Origin of the sequence: Pedobacter sp. CAN_A7 (genome assembly GCF_015752175.1) — a bacterium.
Taxonomy (GTDB): domain Bacteria; phylum Bacteroidota; class Bacteroidia; order Sphingobacteriales; family Sphingobacteriaceae; genus Pedobacter.
Genome location: NZ_JADOUW010000001.1, coordinates 947,248 through 971,993, shown reverse-complemented (window position 1 = coordinate 971,993; position 24,746 = coordinate 947,248). Strand labels below are relative to the sequence as shown.

The 24,746-nt window shown below is 39.9% G+C and carries 23 protein-coding genes; 17 read left to right on the top strand and 6 right to left on the bottom strand.

From position 1 onward, the window contains the following. Position 1: 1 nt before the first annotated feature. The gene (locus tag IWX76_RS04380) at positions 2-1,126 is read right to left on the bottom strand and encodes a CofH family radical SAM protein (protein WP_196858651.1); all 1,125 of its coding nucleotides are present in this window, start codon (positions 1,124-1,126) and stop codon (positions 2-4) included. Between the two features lie 68 nt (positions 1,127-1,194). Here IWX76_RS04380 and IWX76_RS04375 point away from each other — a divergent pair, with 68 nt between their 5' ends. Continuing rightward, positions 1,195-2,442, top strand: coding sequence for a M16 family metallopeptidase (locus tag IWX76_RS04375; protein ID WP_196858650.1), 1,248 nt, complete (start codon positions 1,195-1,197; stop codon positions 2,440-2,442). After that, positions 2,432-3,706: a M16 family metallopeptidase gene (locus IWX76_RS04370; RefSeq protein WP_196858649.1), complete on the top strand. Its 1,275-nt coding sequence runs from the start codon at positions 2,432-2,434 to the stop codon at positions 3,704-3,706. The genes IWX76_RS04375 and IWX76_RS04370 overlap by 11 nt, the downstream gene beginning before the upstream one ends. Before the next feature lie 17 nt (positions 3,707-3,723). Here IWX76_RS04370 and IWX76_RS04365 read toward each other — a convergent pair whose 3' ends face one another. After that, positions 3,724-5,568: an outer membrane protein assembly factor BamB family protein gene (locus IWX76_RS04365; RefSeq protein ID WP_196858648.1), complete on the bottom strand. Its 1,845-nt coding sequence runs from the start codon at positions 5,566-5,568 to the stop codon at positions 3,724-3,726. Between the two features lie 116 nt (positions 5,569-5,684). On the opposite strand from IWX76_RS04365, the gene IWX76_RS04360 reads away from it, so the two are divergent. Continuing rightward, the gene (locus IWX76_RS04360) at positions 5,685-6,143 is read left to right on the top strand and encodes a GNAT family N-acetyltransferase (RefSeq protein WP_196858647.1); all 459 of its coding nucleotides are present in this window, start codon (positions 5,685-5,687) and stop codon (positions 6,141-6,143) included. A 14-nt stretch (positions 6,144-6,157) separates the two neighbouring features. On the opposite strand, the gene IWX76_RS04355 is transcribed toward IWX76_RS04360, so the two are convergent. Continuing rightward, positions 6,158-7,372 carry a PQQ-dependent sugar dehydrogenase gene (locus IWX76_RS04355; protein ID WP_196858646.1) on the bottom strand — a complete coding sequence of 405 codons (1,215 nt, stop codon included), beginning with the start codon at positions 7,370-7,372 and terminating at the stop codon, positions 6,158-6,160. A 411-nt stretch (positions 7,373-7,783) separates the two neighbouring features. On the opposite strand from IWX76_RS04355, the gene guaB reads away from it, so the two are divergent. Next, positions 7,784-9,253, top strand: a complete 1,470-nt coding sequence (gene guaB, locus IWX76_RS04350; protein ID WP_196858645.1) for an IMP dehydrogenase — start codon at positions 7,784-7,786, stop codon at positions 9,251-9,253. A gap of 20 nt (positions 9,254-9,273) precedes the next feature. Next, positions 9,274-9,861: a TIGR00730 family Rossman fold protein gene (locus tag IWX76_RS04345; protein WP_196858644.1), complete on the top strand. Its 588-nt coding sequence runs from the start codon at positions 9,274-9,276 to the stop codon at positions 9,859-9,861. Here the strand turns inward: IWX76_RS04345 and IWX76_RS04340 are convergent. After that, positions 9,854-10,642, bottom strand: a complete 789-nt coding sequence (locus IWX76_RS04340; RefSeq protein WP_196858643.1) for a hypothetical protein — start codon at positions 10,640-10,642, stop codon at positions 9,854-9,856. The genes IWX76_RS04345 and IWX76_RS04340 overlap by 8 nt on opposite strands. A 657-nt stretch (positions 10,643-11,299) precedes the next feature. Here IWX76_RS04340 and IWX76_RS04335 point away from each other — a divergent pair. The 11 genes from IWX76_RS04335 (at position 11,300) to IWX76_RS04285 (ending at position 20,163) form a co-directional block, all read left to right on the top strand. Beyond that, positions 11,300-11,932 carry a class I SAM-dependent methyltransferase gene (locus tag IWX76_RS04335; RefSeq protein WP_196858642.1) on the top strand — a complete coding sequence of 211 codons (633 nt, stop codon included), beginning with the start codon at positions 11,300-11,302 and terminating at the stop codon, positions 11,930-11,932. A 45-nt stretch (positions 11,933-11,977) separates the two neighbouring features. Continuing rightward, a complete protein-coding gene (locus IWX76_RS04330; RefSeq protein ID WP_196858640.1) occupies positions 11,978-14,473 on the top strand; it encodes a PAS domain-containing protein in 2,496 nt (831 codons plus the stop codon). 73 nt (positions 14,474-14,546) lie between these two features. Then, entirely contained in the window at positions 14,547-15,431 is an 885-nt protein-coding gene (locus IWX76_RS18050) for a carboxypeptidase-like regulatory domain-containing protein (RefSeq protein ID WP_334641196.1), read from the top strand. A gap of 69 nt (positions 15,432-15,500) precedes the next feature. Beyond that, complete coding sequence (locus tag IWX76_RS04320) at positions 15,501-16,067, top strand: Crp/Fnr family transcriptional regulator (RefSeq protein WP_196858634.1); 567 nt, start codon at positions 15,501-15,503, stop codon at positions 16,065-16,067. A gap of 71 nt (positions 16,068-16,138) precedes the next feature. Further along, positions 16,139-16,465: a DMT family transporter gene (locus IWX76_RS04315; RefSeq protein WP_196858632.1), complete on the top strand. Its 327-nt coding sequence runs from the start codon at positions 16,139-16,141 to the stop codon at positions 16,463-16,465. Positions 16,466-16,515: 50 nt separating this feature from the next. After that, positions 16,516-17,055 carry a GNAT family N-acetyltransferase gene (locus IWX76_RS04310; RefSeq protein ID WP_196858631.1) on the top strand — a complete coding sequence of 180 codons (540 nt, stop codon included), beginning with the start codon at positions 16,516-16,518 and terminating at the stop codon, positions 17,053-17,055. After that, a complete protein-coding gene (locus tag IWX76_RS04305; RefSeq protein WP_196858630.1) occupies positions 17,056-17,625 on the top strand; it encodes a Crp/Fnr family transcriptional regulator in 570 nt (189 codons plus the stop codon). 62 nt (positions 17,626-17,687) lie between these two features. Beyond that, positions 17,688-18,206 carry a GlcG/HbpS family heme-binding protein gene (locus IWX76_RS04300; protein ID WP_196858629.1) on the top strand — a complete coding sequence of 173 codons (519 nt, stop codon included), beginning with the start codon at positions 17,688-17,690 and terminating at the stop codon, positions 18,204-18,206. Positions 18,207-18,219: 13 nt separating this feature from the next. After that, positions 18,220-18,627 (top strand): hydroxyisourate hydrolase, encoded by a 408-nt coding sequence (uraH, locus tag IWX76_RS04295; protein ID WP_196858628.1) that lies wholly within the window; start codon positions 18,220-18,222, stop codon positions 18,625-18,627. A 197-nt stretch (positions 18,628-18,824) separates the two neighbouring features. Then, positions 18,825-19,607: an alpha/beta hydrolase gene (locus IWX76_RS04290; protein WP_196858627.1), complete on the top strand. Its 783-nt coding sequence runs from the start codon at positions 18,825-18,827 to the stop codon at positions 19,605-19,607. A 106-nt stretch (positions 19,608-19,713) separates the two neighbouring features. Next, entirely contained in the window at positions 19,714-20,163 is a 450-nt protein-coding gene (locus IWX76_RS04285) for a GNAT family N-acetyltransferase (protein WP_196858626.1), read from the top strand. A 26-nt stretch (positions 20,164-20,189) separates the two neighbouring features. On the opposite strand, the gene IWX76_RS04280 is transcribed toward IWX76_RS04285, so the two are convergent. Both IWX76_RS04280 and IWX76_RS04275 read right to left on the bottom strand, forming a co-directional pair. Continuing rightward, the gene (locus IWX76_RS04280; RefSeq protein ID WP_196858625.1) at positions 20,190-20,942 is read right to left on the bottom strand and encodes a LytR/AlgR family response regulator transcription factor; all 753 of its coding nucleotides are present in this window, start codon (positions 20,940-20,942) and stop codon (positions 20,190-20,192) included. Continuing rightward, on the bottom strand, positions 20,939-22,003 hold the full coding sequence (locus IWX76_RS04275; protein WP_196858624.1) for a sensor histidine kinase: 1,065 nt from the start codon (positions 22,001-22,003) through the stop codon (positions 20,939-20,941). The genes IWX76_RS04280 and IWX76_RS04275 overlap by 4 nt, the downstream gene beginning before the upstream one ends. Positions 22,004-22,150: 147 nt before the next feature. On the opposite strand from IWX76_RS04275, the gene IWX76_RS04270 reads away from it, so the two are divergent. Then, a complete protein-coding gene (locus IWX76_RS04270) occupies positions 22,151-24,721 on the top strand; it encodes a TonB-dependent receptor domain-containing protein (protein ID WP_196858623.1) in 2,571 nt (856 codons plus the stop codon). Positions 24,722-24,746 lie beyond the last annotated feature (25 nt).

The following is a 24,746-nucleotide window of genomic DNA, read 5'->3' as shown; positions in this document are numbered from 1 at the left end:
TTTAGTAATTGATTACCTGTTCTTCTAAAAATTCTGGTAAATCTCTGTAATTATATTGCTGACCACGTAACTGTGCTTCGAAACCAGCTTCTTTTATGGCGTCTTGTATACCTTTCGCAGTAAAACGATGTGGTGCACCTGCTGCAGAAACCACATTTTCTTCAATCATGATGGAACCAAAATCATTAGCACCTGCATGAAGGCAAAGTTGGGCAACTGCTTTACCAACCGTTAACCATGAAGCCTGAATATTTTTAATGTTAGGAAGCATAATACGGCTAAGCGCCAGCATACGCACATATTCGTCGCCAGAAACATTGTTGCTAATGCCCCTTAATCTTTTTAATAAAGTACCATCATCCTGGAAAGGCCATGGAATAAAGGCCAGAAAACCTTTTGCATCAGCAGGTTTCTCACTTTGCACCTGTCTGATCCACACCAGGTGTTCAAAACGCTCTTCTATGGTTTCCACATGTCCAAACATCATGGTGGCCGAAGTGGTAATATCCAATTGGTGCGCAGCGCGCATCACATCAAGCCATTCCTGTCCGCCACATTTTCCTTTTGAAATTAACCTTCTCACGCGGTCATTGAGGATTTCAGCGCCTGCACCAGGCAATGAATCCATCCCTGCAGCTTTTAATGCGGCTAATACTTCTGTATGCGATTTCCCTTCCAGTTTAGCCACGTGTGCAATTTCCGGTGGACCTAAAGCATGGAGTTTTAAATCAGGATAAAGTTCTTTCAACGTGCGGAACAGGTTGGAATAAAATTCCAGACCTAAATCCGGATGGTGCCCACCCTGTAACAGAAGCTGGTCGCCACCTAAACGGAAAGTCTCTTCAATCTTTACTTTATAAGTTTCTATATCGGTAATGTAACTGTCTTCATGACCAGGTCTTCTAAAGAAATTACAGAATTTGCAATTGGCAATACAAACATTGGTGGTGTTCACATTTCTGTCAATCTGCCAGGTAACTTTCCCACTGGGCACTTGCTTTTTTCTCAGTTCATTGGCTACATATGCCAGTTCGGCGGTAGCAGCGTGATGGTATAGAAAAACGCCCTCTTCCTGGGTAAGAAAGTCGAATTGCAGGGCCCTGTGTAATAGATCAGCAGTGTTCATCGGACAAAGATAACCATAAGTTCTGTTCTTTTTAAATTCCTATCTTTGCCCCAATTATTTTTAAATATATGGTAGATTTCGACCGTTTTACACTAGCTAACGGATTGCGTGTTTTAGTACATGAAGATGATACAACGCCGATGGCGGTATTAAATATTTTATACGATGTGGGTGCAAGAGATGAAGAAGCAGGAAAAACCGGCTTTGCTCATCTATTTGAACACCTCATGTTTGGAGGCTCCGTCAATATTCCATCCTACGATGAGCCCCTGCAAAGAGTAGGAGGTGAGAACAATGCTTTCACCAGTAACGACATTACCAATTATTACATCACTTTACCGGCCGTAAATCTGGAAACCGCCTTTTGGTTAGAAAGCGACCGCATGTTGAGCCTTGCCTTTTCAGAGAAAAGTTTAGAAACGCAAAGAAATGTAGTTTGTGAAGAATTTAAACAACGTTACCTCAACCAGCCCTATGGCGACGTCTGGTTGAAACTGCGCCCATTAGCCTACCAGCATCATCCTTACCGCTGGGCAACCATCGGGCAAGACCTTCAGCAAATTGAAGATGCGAAGATGGAAGATGTAAAAGCATTCTTCATAAAACATTATAACCCGCAGAATGCCATAATGGTGGTTGGTGGAAACGTGAAAACATCCGATATCAAAGCCATGGCCAAAAAATGGTTCGGTTCTATCCCTGCAGGCGAAGCTTACGAAAGAAACCTCCCACAGGAGCCAGCGCAAACCGAAGCACGCCAGTTAACGGTAAAAGCCAATGTGCCTTTGAATGCCATTTATATGGCCTTTAAAATGCCCGACAGAAGGAGTGAAGCTTATCAGCGTTTCGACCTCTTGTCTGATGTGCTGTCACAGGGACAATCGTCACGTTTGTACAACACCCTGTTAAAAGAACAACAGTTGTTTAGTGATATACATGCTTACATTACCAGCAGCATGGACGATGGACTTTTTGTAGTAGAAGGAAAATTGGTAGAAGGGGTTACCATGGAAGCTGCTGAAGCAGCCATCTGGAAAGAACTGGAACGTATTAAACAAGAGCCGGTAACTGTTGATGAGTTAACCAAAGTAAAGAATAAATCTGAGTCTATTATGGTCTTTGCCGAAATGAGTTTATTGGATAAAGCCATGAATCTTGCCTATTACGAACTATTGGGCGATGCCGCCTTGTTGAATACGGAAATAGACCGTTACCTGTCGGTTACAGCTGCTCAAATACAGGAAGCTGCACACCAGACTTTTGTGAAGGAACAATGTTCAACCCTATATTATTTAATCGATAAAGATGCTAAATAGAACCCTCGTGCCTGATTCTATGCAGGTATCAGATATAAAATTTATTACGCCACAACAGCAAACGCTGGATAACGGCATCAACGTATATACCATTAATGCCGGTAAACAAGACCTGGTAAGGATCGAGTTTATCTTCGATAATGTTAACTACGATGCTTCAAAACCATTACAGGCCGTAGCCGTAAATCATTTGATCAATAACGGTACGGCATCTTTGTCGGCCAAAGACATCGCCGATAAAGTAGATTACTACGGTGCTTTTTTACAAACCGAATACGGTGCTGATCAAAGCAGCATCAAGCTCTATACCCTGAATAAACACCTGCCATCGGTATTACCCATTTTGAAGTCCATATTAGATGAAAGTGTATTTCCACAGCAGGAGCTGGATATCTTTATTCAAAACCAAAAGCAAAGTTTACAGGTAAGCTTAGAAAAGAACGATTTCCTGGCCCGAAAAAACTTTGCACATGCAGTGTTTGGCGATACCAGTTATGGATCGAACATCGGTTTTGCCGAGTACGATGCCTTGCAGCAAGCTGATTTGTTGGCTTACTACAAAGCGGCCTATAAACCGGCAAATTGCACTTTGTTTGTGGCCGGTAAGTTTGAACAAACAGAATTTGCCTTACTGAACAAGATTTTCGGACAAACCTGGAACAATAACCTGCCTTCGGTACAAAACAAGTTTGTGTTTCCAACTGCGCCAAAAGGGGAGATTCTGATTGAACGTCCGGGTGCTATACAATCTGCGATACGCATGGGAACTTTAGCCATTAACCGAACCCATCCTGATTTTGCAGGCTTCCAGGTATTAAATTGCTTGTTGGGTGGCTATTTTGGCTCACGCCTGATGGCCAATATTCGCGAGGATAAAGGGTATACCTATGGCATTGGTTCTGCTGTGGTTTCGATGAAAGATGCCGGTTACTTCTTCATTGCAACAGAAGTTGGTGCAGATGTCTGCGGTAATGCATTGATGGAGATTGAGAAAGAAATTGACATCCTGAAAACAGACCTGGTTGCTGATGCCGAACTCGACCTTGTTCGTAATTACATGTTAGGCTCCATGTTAGGTAGCCTGGAGAATGCATTCTCCCATGCAGATAAGTTTAAAAGTATCTTCTTCTCTGGATTAGAGTATGCTTATTACGACCGTTATATTGAAACCGTAAAAACAATAGAGGCCAGCGCGCTACGCACACTGGCCAATACCTATTTGAATACCAAAGATTTCACTAAAGTGATCGTCGGCAAAAAATAACACCTATTCCCTGTTGGTTAATTCGTTTTTTCCAACAGGGTTATTACACCATCCATCGTAGCAACCAGCACTTTATTACCATTAATTACATTTACGGTATTCACCATAGAATGGTCAATTTTATGTGCCCACACTTGTTTTCTTGCTATGGGATCAAAAGCATAAACCACACCGTTTTTAGTGCCAAAAAATACTTGTTTATCTTTTGCTACCAGCATGGAAGGAACATGTTCATAACCATATTTCAGGTTTAAACGCCAGGCCACACCTGGATCCGTTTTTTGCGTTTGGTAAGCTACCACCTCATCATTCATGGTTTTACCATAAATCATGGATTGATCTTCCGAGATACCAATGGATTCTCTAACTGTAGCCTCTTTATTGCGCCACAGTGTTGTTCCCTTATTGGCATCAATGGCTGTCAGTACACGGTCGGGAGCAGCAATATATACTACATTATCGTGTGCCACTGGGGTAACCATGGCTGGTGAATACATGCGGCTACCATGCCCATTGTTCCATTTCCATAATAAATCTCCATTTTTCTTATTTAAGGCATACAAGTGGCGGCCCCAGGAGCCGAAAATTACTTTGTTTTTATAGATTAGTGGTGTGCCTACAAGGGTACCCTCCACACCTGTGAATTCCCATAACACATTTCCATTTTTCACATTTAAAGCACGAAAGGTATTGTCGCTTGAACCAATATATACCTTCCCTTTTTGGACCACAGGCGATCCTAATACCGCTGCTTTGGCTTTATATTTCCAAATCAGTTTTCCTGAGTTTATATCCAGTGCATAAACTTGTCCATCGCCACTGCCTAAAATAGCCATGTCTTTAACGATTACAGGCGAAGAGTAAATGGCCCCTCCAGTTTTGTAAGTCCATTGTTTCTGACCATCGCTTAAATTAAAAGCTTCAATTTCTCCAATGGCATTACCCACTACAACAGTTTTGCTGTCTGTAGCGGGTGTAGAGATCACGTTGGCAGCCGAATGATACGACCAGGTTTTTTTTACCTCAGGATAAGCCTCATTCACTGCGTAAGATGGGCGCTCAAAAGGACCATCACTTTTCGGTTTAAAAGTACCTAAGGCAAATTTACGCCAGGGCTGTTGTATCTCCATGCCCGGTTTTTTGGTAGCGAAAAACACAGAATCTTTACGCATGGTTACTACATTGTAACCCCCAATACTGTCTTTGGCACGCAAGTTAGAGCGGCCCATGGTTCCTTCTATGCCTTCAAAATCATAAGCTTTGTTTTGATGCCCATGGCCACAGATGGCATATTGAATATTGTATTTTTTAATTCTGTCAATAGCTTCATACCAGTTATCGAGACTATTGTCAATCGGGTAGTGATTAATAAATACTACAGGCATGTCCTTTGGTGTGTTTTTCAAAATATTGTCCAGCCAAACCGTAGCATCGCGGGGGATGTGACCATCAGACATGCGCACATAGGGCCCCGATGCACAGGCAATAAAACGGAAGCCCTTATGGTCGAAAGTGAATTTATCATCCCCAAATTCGCGAATAAAATCAACACCGCCAGATTCAGACCAGCCGGTATCATGGTTTCCCGGGATCACATAAAAAGGCTTATGTAAACCGGATAGGATTTCTTTTGCTAATTTAATTTCCTTTTGCGTACCCATTTCGGTAATGTCGCCGGTAACCAATATAAAATCCAGGTCGGCTTGTTTATTTAAATCGGCAATGGTGTTTCGTAAATCGTCTTCGCCGGTGTTGGTGCCTACATGTGTATCAGTTACAAATCCGTATTTAAACGTCTGTGCTTGAGAGGGAAAATAAAAGAGTAATAATAGGGCTAATAAAAAAAAGTTTCTAAGCTTCATGTCAATTGGTTTCATGCGCTAAAACTAAACATTTTAATATTTTTGATTAACAAACTGATTATTTAATTATCATATTTGCATGTAACAATTCCCTCATCTTTATTCTTAAAAAACATATGCTATCGACCTTCCTGGATAATAAAGAACTTGTGTTTAAAACAAATCCCGACCTCAGTTCCATCGACTGGAATTACGTTTGTTTACTTTTTGACAAAGTAAACTGGCGAACGCGATTGCCGGAGGAGATTAAAAAAGCATTTCATCAAAGCACATGGACTTTATTCGTCTACCAGGAAAATCAGTTGGTGGCTTTCGGCCGCACCATTGATGATGGCCGTTATTATGCCATGCTTGGCGATATTGTGGTGGACCCTGATTTTCAAGGAAGGGGCCTGGGAAAGAAGCTCGTTAAAACCCTTAATGACAAGTTAGAGAATTACCACTTCGTCACGTTAACTGCTGCACCGGGTAAAGATGCTTTTTATAAAAGCCTGGGCTGGAAAAAACAGAGTACAGCGTTTATCTGGCCACAAGGTCCAAAACAGTTAAGGCAACATACGGAACCTGAAGAATAGGGCGCACATGACTGTTAGTTAGCCACATGATAGATGACGCCGTTGGTGTCATCTGATACCATGATCGAGCCATCAGGGTGTACAGCTACGCCCACCAATCTCGCAAAATGTGATTGGTTGCCGTTAATTAAAAAACCAGTCAGAAAATCTTCAAAACGAACCGGCTTACCATTTTCAAAATGCAGGCGTACAATTTTATATCCCGATGGAACACTGCGGTTCCAGGAACCACGCATAGCAATAAATGCATCATTTTTATAGTCTGCCGGGAAACGATCACCTGTATAAAACGCCATTTGCATCGGCGCTGCATGTGCCTGGTAAGTTAGCGTAGGGAAAGTGGTTAGTTGTGCATACTGACTGTAGGTGGTATCTCCTTGCGGAGGGTCACTTGGGTTATACTTGCCTTCTCCATAAATATACGGCCAGCCATAGTTCAAATTTTCCTTAATCAAGTTTACTTCCTCGCGTTGTTCCTCATCACCAAGCCAGTCAATACCATGGTCCATTCCCCACAGCTCCCCGGTTTCTGTATGCCAGCCGAAACCAATGGTGTTTCGGAGTCCTTTTGCAAACACCTTTTTATTGCTTCCATCTAAATTGCTTCGCACAATCGTAGCATTCATTTTATTTGGCTCCGGACAAGCATTGCAAGTACTGCCTACTGTAATGTAAAGCAAGCCATCCGGGCCGACAGCCAATGTGCGATTGGGATGTTGGCCACCATCAGGTAGATCGCTGATGATTATTCGGGGCGCGCTTAACGTTCCGTCAGCATTCATATCCGCCACATAAACTTCTTTTACAGCAGCAATGTACATTTTCGACTGATGTATTGCTAAACCATGTGCCTGTTTTATGGTGGCTACTGTCGATTTCGCATCAGCTACACCATCTGTATTCGTATCCTTTAATAACATGACAATACCTGCTTCCCGATCCGATGCATACACATTGCCCGTGTTGCTTATAGCCAGTATCCGGGGTTTTCCTAATCCATCGGCAAATTTTTTAACCGTAAACCCTGGAGGTACTTTTAATTGTTGAATGTTTGCATCCGTGGCTGGCGCTATAGCAGGCCTGAATACATACCCTTTGATCTGGCTTGATGTCGGTTGATCTTTTGTCTCTGGAATAATAGACTCCCAAAAGTCGTCATGTTTAGTACAGCTGTATGCCAGACCAGATAGTATGGCGACAATGGTCAAGGTTTTTATCCAAGGTTTCATAAGGGTCAGTAGTAAAGGTGCTTATGAAAAGGAACAATGAAGAATCTATATTTGTTCTTTGTTAGAAATACTTGTATTTGCAATCCATGATACGTATAAAGCTACGAATTTCCCGCAACGGAACCATTAAATTCCTTGTTCGATGAGCCGAATAATTAGGCTATTCGGCTCATCATGATGTTTATATTTGAGTCGAATTTCTTCTATGGTGAGGAACTTTAAGAATCCCATCCAGCAGACATTTACACAGATATAGGGATAACAATCGAATTTCATAACAGACCGAGACATCTTAAATCCCATCCCTGTGTAATCTTTAATAAAAAAATCCCAATTACTAAACCTCTATTGCAGTTTTCCTTAAAAAAATGTACTTTTGCCCGGCAAATAGTAACTCCTAAATTATTTGCTATGCAACTCGATCCCAACAAATTTATAGCCGAAGGACTAACATACGATGACGTATTATTAGTACCTGCATATTCTGAAGTTCTGCCGCGCGATGTGGATACCGGAACCTTCCTTACCAAGAAAATCCGTTTAAATGTCCCTGTAGTGTCTGCTGCCATGGATACCGTTACCGAAGCAAATCTGGCTATTGCCATTGCACAGGCAGGTGGTATTGGCATGTTGCACAAAAACATGAGCATTGAACGTCAGGCAGAAGAGGTAAGGAAAGTTAAACGCTCCGAAAGTGGCATGATTCAGGATCCGATTACCTTGCTGAAAGATGCAACCGTAGCTGATGCTTATAAAATTACACAAACCTATAAAATAGGGGGTATCCCTGTTATTGATGCAGATAATAAGTTAGTCGGCATCATCACTAACCGCGACTTACGTTTCCAGAAAAACATGAGTTTGGAAATTGGCGATGTGATGACCCGCGAAAACCTGATTACCGCACCAGAAGGCACAACTTTATTACAGGCAGAAGAAATTTTGCAGAACTATAAAATTGAAAAACTTCCAATCATTGATCAGGATGGTCGTTTAGCTGGTTTAATCACGTTTAAAGATATCCAGAAATATAAAAATTACCCTAAAGCATGTAAAGACGAAAGAGGCCGTTTACGCGTAGGTGCTGCGGTTGGCGTTGCGGCCGATAACATTGATCGTGTAGCTGCCTTGGTAGCTGCAGGGGTGGATGTGGTTACCGTTGATACGGCTCACGGACATTCGAAAGGTGTGATCGACATGGTGATTGCCATTAAACAACGTTTTCCTGATTTACAGGTTATCGCTGGTAACATCGCAACTGCCGATGCGGCAAGGGCTTTGGCTGCTGCAGGTGCCGATGCTGTGAAAGTGGGTATCGGACCAGGTTCCATCTGTACCACCAGAATCATTGCTGGTGTAGGTGTACCACAACTATATGCCGTTTTTGAATGTGCACAGGCGCTAATCGGTACCGGGATCCCTGTTATCGCCGATGGTGGTATCAAACAAACGGGTGATATTGTGAAAGCGATTGCTGCTGGTGCTAGTTGCATCATGGCAGGTTCGTTATTTGCCGGTGTAGAGGAGTCGCCAGGCGAAACCATCATTTATGAAGGACGTAAGTTCAAGTCTTACCGTGGTATGGGTTCTGTAGAGGCCATGCAGCAAGGTTCTAAAGACCGTTATTTCCAGGATGAAGAAGATGTGGTCACCAAATTGGTTCCTGAAGGTATTGTAGGTCGTGTAGCTTACAAAGGCACTTTAGCTGAGGTTATTTATCAATATGTAGGTGGCCTGAGGGCTGGAATGCACTACTGTGGTGCGGCGACGATTGATGATTTACAACAGGCAAAATTTGTGAGAATTACCGCTGCAGGCATGAGAGAAAGTCACCCGCACGATATTTCTATTACCAAAGAAGCGCCAAATTATTCTCGTTAATTCTTTTTAACAACATATCGATGATCAAGTCGCTTTGCGTGTATTGCGGTGCAAATTTTAACGGAGATCCTCTACTGCTTAAGGCAATAGAGGATCTTGCTGTTACTCTGGTTAGACAACACATCACACTGGTATACGGTGGTGGTAGCGTAGGGGTAATGGGTGTACTGGCCGATGAGGTGTTAAAACACGGCGGCAAAGTCATTGGCGTTATTCCTCAGTTTTTAATGGACAAGGAAGTGGGCCATAAAGGCATCACCGAAATGGTCATCACCAGTAACATGCACGAGCGCAAACAGCGTATGGCCGATCTTTCTGACGGCTTTGTGGTATTGCCAGGTGGTTTCGGTACGCTCGAGGAATTTTTCGAAGTGTTAACCTGGTTACAATTAGGGTTACATGGTAAACCCATCGGCGTACTTAACGTAGTCGGTTATTACGACCACCTGTTTCTGCAAATGGAAGTAATGGTGCAGCATCGTTTCCTAAAACAGAACAATAAAGATCTTGTTTTTAATGAAGCCAACCCCCAGGTACTCATTGAAAAAATGAGTAGTTTTTCGGCTACGCCCGATGAAGTCTGGTTTAAAGACCGTAACCTTACTTAGTTGGTGCCCATCTATATGTCTTAGCTTTTAATTCAAAGGGACCGGCCTGGTCAATATTGGTGATAAAGCCTGCCTGGACGATCATTGCCGGGCAGAAATCTTTGCTATTCAATATCACGTCTCCTGCAAAGGTTTGCTGCACATAATTTAGAGAAATCGCAATTACGGTGAACCATCCTTCCTGCAGTGGCGCAGTCCATTCCTCTGCAGCGTATATCCCTTTGTTATTATCGATCTTTTTAGTGCCGATCAACGTTCTCTTCTTTGTACCATCCAGCAAATTAAATTCCATGACCACAAAGTTGATGTTACAGCTTGTTGCATTTAGCGGAAATTTCAAGTCTTTCGGAACATGGATTTCAGGCTGGTGTAAAGTAAGCTGGTTATCTGTTACCGTGATGTAAGGATGTACCAACAAACTTTGTTTAAATGGCGACTTAATGTTAAATTGGAATCCGGTCAGTGCGTCGAAATCAGAAGGGCCGAAAAAGAAAGCGCTATTTTCTGGGTCTAGCGCTTTGTTAACAATGCGGGCCACGTCCTGGGTTAAACGAAAGTGCATAGTACCATCATGATTTTTAGTGACGATCGCGTTTAATCCCAGTCTAATTTGACAAGCAAACGTACTTGATTTACCAAATATATTTGCTGATTTTTTAGTTGCTTCACTGATTTTGACAGTTCCACGGGCTTTTCCTGTGATGACTTGCTGTCCCCGGTAGGTCTTATAAATTACTGCACCTGCAACTCCTATGATAAATTTTCCTTTCACTATGGCCATTTTTATTTTCTTTAAGTGTGAAGAGTTATTTTTAAGTGCAGTATATCTACGCCTCGTATTAACTCAAAGATAAATATAATAAAACTAAATGATAAGTCCGTGTATTTCTAGAAATACTTACTTTCAACTTGGACTGAACTTGGACTGAACTTGGATGGAGGGTTAGTTGATGTATAGTTAGTTAGCTGTTTTTGCTGTTAAAAAAATGAAATTGTCATCTTGGTTAAGATGTCTATTTCGTTTAAAGAAACTGAAAATCGATGTTTTTGTCGAACAAATGTTATGATTTATAGCAATTTTGGTCATTATGCTTTTTTCATTTTTTATTTATGAGTAGACTCCAGCAGCCCCCAGCATAAAGCGTAAATGCGTTGCGCCATTTACGGATAAATAAACTGCCGTTTTCAGAAATGATCAAGCTAAGTCTCGTGCATCTTTTGATTTAAAGTACAAATTTTTTGAGAGGATTAGCTATCAATTATCAGTGATATGGAAAAAAAGTAGTGTTCGAATAATAATTAAAGGATGATAAAATACGGGTTTATTCCTTGAAATGTGGTAAATAGAAATGATATCTTTACGGCGCAAAGATGCTTTTGGGAAAATGAAGAGTCAAGAATTATCGAATGAACGGTTGCTAATATCAATACTTTAACTATGGCAACTAATTTTCAGGAACTATATGGTGATATTGACATTTATTTGTTTGATCAACTGTTAAAAGGGACTTATTCGAACTGTCAATCTATTTTAGATGCCGGATGTGGAACTGGCAGGAATATTTTTTATTTTATGAAAAATGATTTCCATGTATATGGGGTTGACCAAAACCCGGATGCCATAAGTTACGTCCAGCAATTAGCGGATACCTTAGGTAAGGGGACGACCAGGGACAATTTTATCCTGGCACCAGTTGAGGAGTTACCATTTTCTAATGAAAAATTTGATCTGGTCATCAGCAGTGCGGTATTACATTTTGCAAAAAACCTGGAGCATTTTCATTCCATGCTGTATTCTATGTGGCGTGTATTGAAGAAAGATGGATTCTTGTTCTGCAGACTGGCCTCAGATATTGGTATGGAATCATCACTCAGGTTCGTTGGTAACGGAAGATACATTCTTCCAGATGAGTCAGAACGGTTTCTGGTTAATCAGGAAATGTTACTTAGGTTGACTAAAAAACTCAATGGGACATTGCATGAGCCTATAAAAACGACTAACGTTCAAAACCAGCGCTGTATGACTACCTGGTGTATACAAAAGACTGGCAACTCTGGGATACCATGGTAATTGCCAACAATAAATTACGAAATATAATATAGCACTTCCCTTTTTATGGCAAGACAAAAAAGATTAAGCCAAGATAAAATTATTGAAATTTTATGCCGGTCAAATGACCCGGTTGCAATTTATACGGGTGAGGAGCTACTGATAGAGATTGCAAATCCTGCCATGCAGGCGGCATGGGGAAGAGGTCCGGAAGTAATTGGTAAAACACTACCTGAAGCACTTCCGGAAATTGCTGAACAGCCTTTTGAGGGGATGTTGCAGGAAGTATGGAGAACAGGTATTGATAACATTGGTCATGCCATTCCTGCAGAACTGTTTGTGAATGGCAAATTGCAATTATATTATTTTGATTATGCATATCTCGCGGTAAAAGATGAATCTGGAGAGGTGTATGCCATTTTTCACACCGCTAGAGATGTTACTGAAAAGGTGAATAATCAGGAGGAATTAAAGGCAGCCCGGGAGAAAGAGGAAATTTTAAAACGTGAACAAGCTTTAAATGAAGCACTAGCAGCTTCGAACGAGGAGCTTCAAGCCATCAATGAAGAACTGAATGTTACTCAGGAAACTCTTCGGGAACTTAACCAAAAATTAGAGTCAAGGGTACGGGAGCGAACAGCAGAACTGTCAACATCTGAAAGTCGGCTTCGGTTCTTATTATCCGATGCACCAGTAGCCATTGCTGTTTTGGCTGGGAGTGCGCATGTTATTGAATCTGCAAATAAAAAAGTGCTTGAGGCTTGGGGTAAAACAGCCGATATTTTAGGCAAACCCCTTCATATTGCTATACCAGAACTTAACGGTCAGGAGTTTATAAGTATCCTCGACAATGTGTACGCTAATAGCCAACCCTACTATGGTTCAGAAGTAAAAGCAATTTTACGGCACAATGGAAAGTTAGAAGATGTCTACTTTAATTTTGTATATCAGCCGATAAAAGATGAAAACGGTGAAACCAATGGGATCATGGTTACCGCTAATAATGTTTCAGAACAGGTGGTTGGAAGAAAGCATCTTCAGCAACTTAATGAAGAACTCCTAGCGACTAATGAAGAGTTAAGTAAATCGCAAGAAAGATTGATGATCACAAATCTTGATTTGCAGGCTAGTGAAATCCGTTTAGATAAGATTCTTAGCGAAATACCAGTGCCTATAGTAGTACTTATGGGCGCCGATCAGGTTATTGCAACTACCAATGATGCATTGCTTAGGTTATGGGATAGAACAAAAGAAGAAGTAATGGGTAAGACGATGTTAGCGGTCTTCCCAGAACTTGCAGGCCAGCCTTTTCCTAAACTTTGGAAAAAGGTACTGGAGACAGGAGAGTCTATTGTAAACCAAGAACTCATCGTAACCTATAAAAACAAGGCCGATAATACAGACCGCACATTTTATATTGATTATTATTGTCAGGCCCTTGATGACCTGGCTGGAAATAGAATTGGTGTCATTTCCACGGTTCTTAATGTAACAGAAAAAGTGCGTGCCCGTAAACAGATTGAACAAGCTGAAGCCCAGCTTCGATTTGCTATTGAGTCGTCACAACTAGGCACCTGGCATATCGACGTTAACACTCGCGAATTCAGGCCATCCGTAAGACTGAAACAGATCTTTGGATTTTATGAACATGAGGATATGACTTATGACAAGGCGATAGAACAGATACTGGATGAATACAGACCGGCCGTTTTGGAGGCGATAGAGCAGGCCAGTGTTAATGGAGCCAGTTACGATATGGAGTATCCCATTAGGAGCGTCAGCTATGGCACTATCAAATGGGTGAGGGCAACTGGAAAATTATATGCTGAAGATGCTAACGGCCAGGCTTTTTTTTCAGGAACAGTTCAAGATATTACTGAACGCAAGCTCGAGGAACAACGAAAAGATGATTTCTTAAGCATTGCGAGTCATGAACTGAAAACGCCTATTACGACATTAAAAGGTGCGTTGCAATTACTTAATAGGTATAAAGATAATTTATCAAGTGGTGTCGTTCCACGGCTGATTGAACAGGCGAATGGCAGTGTAATGAAAATCACTAACCTGATTGATGATCTGCTTAACACAACCAGAACAAACGAGGGGCAATTGCACCTTAACATGGAAACTTTTACGATAGCAGAAATGCTGGAACAATGCTGCCACCATGTTCGAATTGTAGGAAAACATGAATTGATTCTTAAGGGAGATGTGGCGTTACAGATTCAGGCCGACCAGACAAGGATAGATCAGGTGGTGGTTAACTTTGTTAATAATGCCACTAAATATGCACCTGATAGCAGGGAAATATATTTATTAATAGAGGACCTTGGAACTGTAGCTAAAATTTCTGTAAAAGATTTCGGGCCTGGCATCCCGCAGGAGAAGATCCCGCATATTTTTGACCGTTACTACCGCGCGGATTATGGAGGTGTACAATACTCTGGGCTTGGCCTGGGGCTGTATATTAGCGCAGAGATTATTAGAAGACATGGTGGAGAGATTGGTGTGGATAGTAAATTGGGTGAGGGAAGTACCTTTTGGTTTACTTTGCCAAAATAACCGAATGGTGTCGAAGATTGTTACTATACATTAAATAATGTACTTTAGTGTATCACGTCTCAAAAAAGCTTTTATGAAAGATCTCCAATTAATAATGACTAATCCCTGTTCTGAAAACTGGGATGATATGCAGCAAATAGGCGCTGGGAAATATTGCGACCGTTGTGAAAAAAACATTGTAGATCTTACGGATAAATCAGATGCTGAACTGATCAAGTTTTTCAACAAAAAAGAAGATAATGTTTGTGGACGCTTACTTTCTACACAGCTTGATCGCAAGCTGGTACAGCCTCCCTCAAAGATAAACTGGCAATGGTTAATGTCTCTGGCCATAGGGGCAAGTGTGGTTAGCCCGGCCCTGGCACAAAAGCCAAGTCAAGACACTATACAGGGCGACAAATCATCTGCTTTACGTTCGCTATCATTCGAGTCGGCAGTTAAATCATCCATTCTAAGAGATAGAATTAGTGGAAAGGTCATAGATGAAGGAACTGGGAAAGCTTTAGCAGGTGTAAAAGTGAGGCAAAAAGGCTTTCAAAATGTAATTGCCATAACAGATCGTGCTGGTATGTTTCAGTTGGACCTATCAATAGAAGATAGCGCTATTCCGCTTATTTTGTCATCGCCTGGCTATGCAGAGAAAGAGACAACCTTCGAAGAAAATATGGGTATTAAAATGGCTGTTGCTGGGCCTAATACCATAAGGATCGGAGGAGTATCAAGGGTAAATTTGGATAAAGATAAAGAGCCTTTGATTGTTATTACTTCTGGTGATAAGAGTTGTACTATTGACACAGTTAAATTTAAGGAAATTTCGCATGATTGGATAGAGGCAATAGAAGTACTAAAAGACGCAAAAACAACAGCCATATACGGTGCTCAAGGAGCTAATGGCGTGATCATCCTCAAAGTTAAAGAAGCTTATGCAAATAAATTTGATTTCTCTAAGAAGAAGTAATTGCCACTTCATGAGTTCTTACAATTAAGCGTTTAACATTGAAAACATGGGTGATTGAATTGATCAAAAATGAATATTGATGACATCATTACGGGGCTATATCCTTTGCCTGAACATGCTAAGATCTTATTAAAATCTCAGTTTAAGGAGATAACTTATCCTAAAGGCCATATTTTGTTAAAGGAAGACTGTGTTGAAGAGCATATTTACTTCATTAAACGGGGAGTTGTTCGGGCGTATTCAAATGCCATTAATGGGCAAGTTACTTTTTGGTTTGGACTAGAAGGTGCACCTGTACTTTCCATGCACAGCTATATTTTTGGCAAGAAAAGTTATGAGCGCATTGAGTTACTTGAAGATTGCGACTTGTACAAGATTAATATTTTGGAACTAAGATCCCTGTATGAAAAAGATGTACACCTTGCCAATTGGGGAAGAAAATTGGCCGAACAGGAACTTGTGAAAACGGAAGAACGGCTTATTGCCATGCAGTTTAAAACGGCTCAGGAACGCTATATGGATTTAATGAATGACCAACCAGCTTTACTTTTGAGGGTTCAATTAGGCTACATCGCATCTTATTTAGGCATGTCGCAAGTTAGCCTCAGCAGAATACGCGCTGATAAAAAAAAATAGGTGTAATTTTTAACATTTGTAAAAAGCTAATTCAACTTTGTTTGAGACCTTTGTGGCCAACAAATAAAAATATGAATTGGATTATTTTAGTTATAGCAGGCTTATTTGAAGTGGCCTTTGCTTTCTGTTTAGGAAAAGCAAAAGAATCTACCGGAAACGAAATGTATTTCTGGTATACAGGTTTTTTAATGGCCTTGTGTATTAGTATGGGGCTGCTAATTAAAGCCACTCAAGTTTTGCCTATTGGAACTGCGTATGCCGTTTGGACAGGAATTGGCGCTGTAGGAACAGTATTATTAGGTATTTTGGTATTTAAAGAACCTGCCACTTTTTTGCGGTTACTTTTCCTGGCCACGTTAATAGGCTCGATCATCGGACTAAAGGCCGTGTCTCATTAAAATTAACATCACACGCATAGTTAATATTGGTAATATTACGTTTATAAGTTATGAATAGTATACAAATAACACCAGTTGGAATGGGTGACATTAATCTGTTACAACATATTGGCAGGTTAACTTTTTCGGAATCTTTTTCTTCGGCAAATAACCCTGAAGACATGACTAATTATTTAGAAGAAAGCTTTTCCATTGAAAAACTCAGGGCCGAACTTAGTGACCAGAATTCATACTTTTATTTTGCCACGTTAGCTGGAAAGGTCATTGCTTATTTGAAACTGAACATTGGCGCCTCACAAACAGAGTTAAAGGATGACAAAGCCCTTGAAATTGAACGGATTTATGTGTTGAAGGAATATCAGGGTAAAAAGGTAGGCCAATTGCTTTATCATCAGGCTATTCTTGTTGCAGAACAGAAACAAGCAGACTATATATGGTTAGGGGTATGGGAAGAGAACCTGAGTGCCATCAGTTTTTACAAAAAAAATGGATTTGTGGCGTTTGATAAACATATTTTCAGGTTAGGTAATGATGAGCAGAAAGATGTGATGATGAAAAAGGTGTTAAGTGGAGACAGGCTTTTAGCGTAGGTGTACACAGTTTTAGAAGAGTTTATAAAAAGTAGAGTTAGCATGGATAGCCATCAGCTTGAAGAGGTCTGCACTTACTTTAAATTCATAAAAACGCGTAAAAATCACATCCTTCTGGATTATAGTCAGGTTTCAAAGCATTATTATTTTATTAATAAAGGTTGCATCCGCGTGTTTACGCATACAAAAGAAGGTGCAGAAATTTCAAGATTCTTTGCTTTTGAAGGTAATTTTGCCACCGCATTACCAAGCTTCATTGATCAGTTACCAGCTCATGAGTATTTACAAACAATGGAAAGGTCAGAATTGCTTTGTATTTCAAGAACTGATTTTTATCACCTGGTAAATACGATACCGCAGTTTGCAAAAATATATACAGAAATATTGGAGCTTGGATTTATTGTAGCTCAAAAAAGAAACTATGGATTTCAAGGATTTGATGCTTTAAACAAAGTCAAGTGGCTCATAAAAAATCAGCCAAAAATATTAGTCAGGGTGTCTAATAAAATAGCGGCGTCTTATTTAGGCATTTCTCCATCTACCTTAAGCAGAATAAAGTCGAAGCTATAAAACGTTGACTTAAGACAAGGTTTTTCATTTGAGTTGCAATTAACTTTGCATAAAAATCTGCTATGAAAATAATGTCGATTGTTCTGGTCATGATGTCTACCTATTGTTTCGGCCAGCAAACATCCAAACAAAAAACATCGGCTACTGGTGTTGGTCTCTATATAAGTTCATCATACAATTTAACCTTAACAGCAGCCATAGAACTGGCAGCGAGAGCCACTCTTAGGGCAGAATTGTTAGATAAAAAAGTTTCGATTGCAGTGTTAGATGCCTCAGGCACCATTCTTTTACTCATGCGTGGTGATGGCGTTGGACCGCATAATACCGAGGCTGCAAGAAGAAAAGCCTATACCGCTTTGTCTACAAAAACACTAACACTGTTGCTATTAAGAAATGCAGCTTCCAACCCTGATACTGAAAATTTAAATACCTTACCTGAATTAATATTATTAAGCGGGGGCGTACCGGTTTGGTACAAGGGTAACCTTATAGGAAGTATAGGAGTGGGCAGTGCTGAAAATGATGACCTCATCGCAAAATCTGCCACCTTAACTGAAATAGGATTGACCACAACAAAATAATTTAAATACACTTATGAAAAATTTATCATTAACACTCATTCTGGCAATGTTTACCCTGAGTACTTTCGCCCAAAAAACCAATTATCAGCTTTCCAGTCATATTTTAGATGTGTCAAAAGGAACACCAGCAACTGGAGTAACCATTAAATTGGAAAAATATAACGAACAGACAAAACACTGGTTGTTTATAGATGAAAAGGCAACGGATGAAAATGGCAGAATTTCTGATTTTTTAAATGCTGATCCATCAAACCTGGGTATATATAAACTGACGTATATGACTAGCGATTATTTTAAAAGAAATGATGTAGAAAGTTTCTATCCTTTTATTGAAGTGGTTTTTCAAATAAAAGATAAAAATCATTATCATGTTCCAATAACACTATCAGCGTTTGGCTATTCAACTTATAGGGGAAACTAGCCTATCTTTTTTTCTGCAATAAGCCAATTTCGTGCTTTAGGACGATGTAATTATCATTCAAATGAAATAGCAAATTAAAATAGTCGTAAACGACTGTGGTATAGTTAAATAAAGAGATAAAATTATTATTTTAGGCAGTACTTAGCATCCTAAGTAAACGTCCACTTTGAATCTTATCATTTTAAAATATAAAGGCTATGGCGCGTTCAAAAACTATAATACTTATTCATGGAAATTTTGTTAATAACAACACCTGGACTGATTGGAAACGATATTTTGAGCAAAAGGGTTTTAATGTTTATACACCGGCAAACCCTGGCCACGAAGGTAATCCTGCAGAATTAAGGGCCAGGCTTCATCCTGACCTGATTAAAACCGGCTTTAAAGATGTAGTGAATAATGTGGTTAGTTTAATTGATACCCTCCCAGAGAAGCCTTTAATTATTGGTCACTCTATGGCGGGTATGGCTGTATTAAAGCTGGTAGAAATGGGAAAAGTAGTGGCAGGTGTAAACATTGACGGCGCACCACCGAAAAATGTTTTCCCACCATTTCAAACACTAAAAACTGTGTTACCAGCCTTTGGCTTCTTTTCTTTCAAAAGCCATTTTATGGGAAGTCGTAAATGGTACGATTATTCATTTTTTAATACAATATCCATTGCAGAAAAAGAAAAAGCATTTGAAAAATTTGCTGTACCTGAAAGTTATAAGGTTAGTCGGCAACTTGTTTTAGATTCGTTTTCAAACATAGATTTCAAGAAGCCTCATGCACCATTATTATTTATTGGAGGTGGCAGTGACCATATATTTCCTTCCAGTCTTACCCGGAAAATAGCCAGCCGGTACAGTGACGCTAATAGCCGGGTAGATGTGAAAATTTTTGAAGGTAAAAGTCACTTTATTTGTGGAGAGCCAGGTTGGGAAAGTGTATCTGAGTATATTACTGAATGGTATGAAGGGGTCCAACCCATAAATTGATTATTAAGTTTGTTATTATATTAGTGTACACTCACTAAAACCCTTATGAAATTATCCCTACTGATGATTTACAATTAAAGTAGAGGTAATTTGTTTTCTTAAAATCATGAACACCATATTTAGAGCTGCAGAATTTTCGGACATTAAGCAGATGCAAGTAGTTAGGCACCTGGTTAAGGAGAATATGTTAAGTAGCCCTGATCTGGTGACGGACGAGGATGTTGCATTTTACCTTAATGAAAAAGGGAAGGGTTGGGTATGTGAAGTAAATGGCAATGTTGTAGGGTTCTCTATCATAGACCTTCGGGATAAAAGCGTTTGGGCTTTGTTTGTAAATCCGGAATTTGCAGAAAAAGGGATTGGAAAGGAATTACACAGACAAATGATTAACTGGTATTTTGAGCAGACTAAAAACAATGTGGTATTAGGTACCTCTAAAAATACCCGAGCAGAGCGGTTCTACCAACTTCAAGGCTGGACTTCAGTCGGTAGTTATCCCAATGGTGAAATTAAATTAGAGATGAGTTACCATAGTTGGAAACAACATAGTATGTAGGTGATTTACGATGAAAGGTTGTTGCCTTACACCCAGTTTTTTAAAAATTCAGTAAATCCAAGCTTATACTGTTCTGTCACGGGTATTGTAGTCTCTTGAATCTGGACAGAATTTTTTGTAACAGATTTAATGTGTTCAACGCCAACAATAAAAGACCGGTGTATTCTTAAAAATGTGTTAGTGGGAAGCTTATCTTCAAGACTTTTTAAGCTTGATAAGGTAAGCAGCGGCTTGTCTAGTCCTTTCAAAAATAGTTTAACATAATCTTTGAGTCCTTCGATGTAGAGAATATCGGCTGTATCAACTTTTTGGAGTTGAGAATCCACTTTCAGGTAGATGTATTTTTTTTCTTGTATCCTTGTGGATTCACTTGGTTTATCTGGAGTTAAACTAAAATGCAGCATGTTAAAATAATCATATGCTTTTGTTGCAGCACGGGTGAAGTCTACAAAATTAAATGGTTTTAAAAGATAATCCAGCGCATCAACTTTATAACCTTCCATAGCATATTGATCATAGGCTGTGGTAAAGATAATTCTTATGCTCTTTTTGCGACCTGATTGCTCAATAATCCTGGCTAGTTCTATTCCACTTAGGTCGGCCATCCTGATATCCAAAAAAATGAGTTGTATGGAAGGATATTCGTGTATAGCTTTCAAGCTTGCCACACCGTTTGAAAAGCCTGCTACTAAGTTTAGGAAAGGTGTTTTTTCAATATATGAACTGATCAAGGATAATGCAAAAGGCTCATCATCAACAGCAATACAATTAATTTTCATTGGAAATTCAGGATTAAGGTAATTGTATATTCTTTTAAATCAGTATTATTTTCAACATGTAGGCTGTGTTTATTAGGGTATAGTAGATCTAATCGCCGTTTAGTATTTGTCAATCCAATTCCATTGCTATCTTCAAGGTGTTCGCTGGCTTCAAATAGCGAATTTTTGATCATAATTTTCACCTGATCATTTAGCTGACTGATATCAATATAGACATAACTTTGATGAATGGTGCTTACGCCATGTTTGAATGCGTTTTCGATGAATGGTAACAGCAGCATAGGTGCTATTTCGTAATCTTTCATGCCTGCTTGCTTTTCGAAAATGACTTGAACATTTTCATTGAGCCTTAACCTCATCAATAGGATGTAATCTTCTATAAACTTAATTTCTTTCTCCAGGCTGGTCAGGTCATTCTTTGTATCATAAATCACATAGCGCATCATGTGAGACAAGGTGTAAATGGCATCTTTAGCCGTACCCGTATTGTTGTCGGCAAGCGCATATATGGTGTGAAGCGTATTGAAGAAAAAGTGTGGATTGATCTGTGATTTAAGTAAGGATAACTCTGAACTTATCTTTTCCTTTTCAGTCGCCTGGAAGGTGAGTTGATCATTTTGCATTTTTTTTGACAAGGCCACTACTGTACTTACGCCATAAATGATCATGGCCATAATAATGGTGATATAGGATCCAGAATGATCTTGTTTCTCTATGTGTTTGGGGCCTTCAGGTGCGAATATTTTGTCCATCGCCTGTGGTAATCCTAAGAAATCATCTAACCAATTATTTAGGAAAACAACAGCAATGATTGTTATCATAACCAACAGTACGAAACTACCTGTGCGGTGGTTGTATAAAAGCTTAGGGGTGAAAACAAAGTAATTTGCATAGAATAGTGAAGCCCATATCAAGTTGATCAATACCTGTTTTATCCAAAACTCGACAGGCAATTGCACTGGCCAGGTTAATGGAAAAAAAGTGAGCACCAGCAGTGCCGCAACAATGATATAGTGAACGGAAGGGAGCTTATTCCTGAAGCCTTTAATTGCTGAAGTCATGGTCCTCAAATATCTTATATTTATTTATACATCAAGCTATAGCGCTGTCGATCAAAATGTTGATTCTGTCGACTTTTAAGCGTCAACGGTCTATTCGCTAATTTATGATGCTTGCAATTGCGTTGATTTGTTTTAAAGATGGCAAATATGCAGACTCCCGCTGGTAACAAAATAGAAGGACGATTAATAAGTTTTATAAAAACAACGATGCTGTTAACGCTCTTGTTAGTGCTGGGTTGGACGGCAGTTCGCGCACAGACTCCTGGCCCAAACACAAGGCCAATGGCTGCAGGCGGAACGGTATCTGGGATAGTGATTGATTCGATAAGCAAGCAACCTATTGATTATGCGACAGTGAGTCTTTTTAAAAACGGATCAACGACCCCGGTGAGTGGTGATCTGACTGATGAAAAGGGGAGTTTTAGGGTAACGGACGTCCAGGCAGGAGAATATCGACTTCAGGTGAATTATATAGGATACAAGGTCAAAAACGTTCTCGCTATCGTTTTGACTGCTGGTCAATTGGATAGAAACCTAGGAAATGTTATCATTTCTCCAACGGCTAATTTGTTGGAAGCGGTGCAGATTACGGGGCAGCAGGCATTAATTGAAAACAAGATTGATAAACTGGTATTTAATGCAGAGAAAGATGTGACCAGTGCCGGTGGTAATGCGACCGATATTTTGCGCAAAGTTCCGATGGTTTCGGTTGATATGGACGGTAATGTTGCTTTACGAGGAAGTCAAAATGTTAGAATACTGATTAATGGTAAACCTTCTGGGGCACTAACCACAAATGCAGCTGATGTGCTCAAGTCTATGCCTTCAGATCAAATTAAAAATATTGAAGTCATTACTTCTCCATCGGCTAAATATGATGCAGAAGGTTCGGCGGGAATAATCAATATCATCACTAAAAAGAAAGAGGTTTCTGGAGTGAGTGGTTCAGTGAGTGCTGGAGTAGGTACAAGACAAAATAATGGAAATGCCAATATAAACTTCAATAAAAATAAGCTTAGCCTCACCGCTAATGTTGGTTATAATACAGGTTGGCCGCAAACGACTTACACATCTTTTGAAAGTTCAAATTCGGAGCTTGGCACCACTTCTTCGTCCAACGGGGAAAGCAATTCTAATCGCCATTTCCTTACTGCTGCGGCCTCACTGGGTTATGATTTCAATGACAACAACAGTTTCTCATCATCCTTTAGTAAGCGGGGCGGGGAATTCGAAAATAAAGGCACTACCACCAACAGTAATTTTTCACCTACCAATGGCTTAGTTAATTACACGGCTATAAATAATAATAAAAATAGCTTTTCCAACTTTGACTGGAACAACGACTTTACGCATAAATTTAAAAGAGAAGGCGAAGAAATAAGTATTGCCGCGCAGTGGACACATGGTACCGCTGATGTGGATTACCTGTCTGAATACTCTGCCTTTACGCAAAATCAACAGGCCACAAATCTGGGTACGAATAACGAATATACGATTCAGGGCGATTATGTATTGCCAATTAATAAAGTGTTTAAGGTGGAAGCCGGAGCAAAGACCATCATCCGCGAGATCAATAGTGATTATGATTTTTATAACCCAAATGAATCAGGACAATATGTATTTAACGCCACCACCTCAAATGAATATGACTATGGGCAAAATGTATATTCAGCTTATGGATTATTGACCACTAGCCTGAGTAATGGATTGACTGTGTTAGCAGGTGCACGTGTAGAAAACACGAAAATAGATGGAAGTTCTGGAAGTACAACGAGCGGCTTAATGCCTTTTAAGAATGACTATTTTAATTTTGTACCTAGCCTTGCCATAGCAAAAACACTAACGCCAACGCAAACCATTAAGTTGAGTTATAGCAAACGTATACAACGACCTAGCTTGCAGTATTTGAACCCTTTCCTGAACACAAGCAATCCATTGAATCAGAGCCAAGGGAATCCAGAGTTGTCTCCAGAAATAGGACAGACCATCGAGTTTAATTATTCCACTTTTGTCAAATCTTCTGTGATCAATGCTTCCGTGTATTACCGCAGGACAGACGACATTATTGAAAGTTTTGTGAGCACGGTACCTTTTACAACTGTTGATAATGAAGGCAATGAAGTTACCCGTGATGTATCTTTAACCAATTTCCTGAATGTAGGAAATAATAATTCTATTGGGTTTAGTTTTTTTGGATCGGTAAAACTGTTTAATATCCTTACTTTGAGAGGAAATCTGAATGCATTTACCTATAAACCTCAAATCGTAAGTAATTTACAGCAAGGTAAACAATCAACGTATATTCAATATAATGCTTTTGTAAGTGGGACTGTTAAGTTGAGCCCAACACTAAATGCAGAAACATTTATGATGCAAAACTCTGCCAGGAGAACTTTCCAGGGTACAAACCCTGCTTTCAATTTGTGGGTAATAGGTGTAAAACAAGATGTCCTGAAAAAGCGTGGAACACTTGGCCTGAATATTACGCAACCATTTAAGGACTATAAAGATTTTGAGAGCAAAATTAATAGCGGGCCACTTACACAAAGTAGTAGCTTTTCAGTTCCCTTCAGGTCTTTCGGACTTAGCTTTGCTTACAATTTTGGTAAAACGAACTTCGGTCCACAAGCACCTAAGAAAAAGCGGGGTGTGACTAATGATGACTTGAAGCAAGGCGAAGCTAATGGCCAGGCTGGAGGTCAAAATGGGTCGAATTAGTATCCGTCCCGTTATTTATCGTTCT